The organism is Pseudomonas sp. 2822-17 (assembly GCF_002742485.1).
GTDB lineage: Bacteria > Pseudomonadota > Gammaproteobacteria > Pseudomonadales > Pseudomonadaceae > Aquipseudomonas > Aquipseudomonas cyclaminis.
Map to the genome: position 1 here is coordinate 1 of NZ_LJRZ01000911.1, position 260 is coordinate 260.

The following is a 260-nucleotide window of genomic DNA, read 5'->3' on the forward strand; positions in this document are numbered from 1 at the left end:
GCGCCTGATGGATCGGTAACGGTCAGATCGATCTTCGGCAACTGGTTGCCGGCGTTAACGAAGTCAGCGCCTTTTTGGGTCAGCACAACGTTGTTGCCGGAGATGCTGTAGTAGCCATCGGCGTTGCTGGTGCCCGTGAAGGTGATGGTCAGGCCATCGCGTGGGGTTTCTTCGTCTTTGGCAACGAAGGTACCGGCGACGGTGCCCGCAGCAGCCGAGTTTTCTTCCAGGGTGTTAGCTGCAACCGTGATCACCGGCAC

The 260-nt window shown here is 58.8% G+C and carries 1 protein-coding gene; it reads right to left on the bottom strand.

What is annotated here, in order from left to right; all coding sequences use genetic code 11:
• Positions 1 to 260, bottom strand: a 260-nt coding sequence (locus AOA60_RS32935) for a hypothetical protein (protein WP_158235084.1), incomplete at both ends; no start/stop codon positions are given.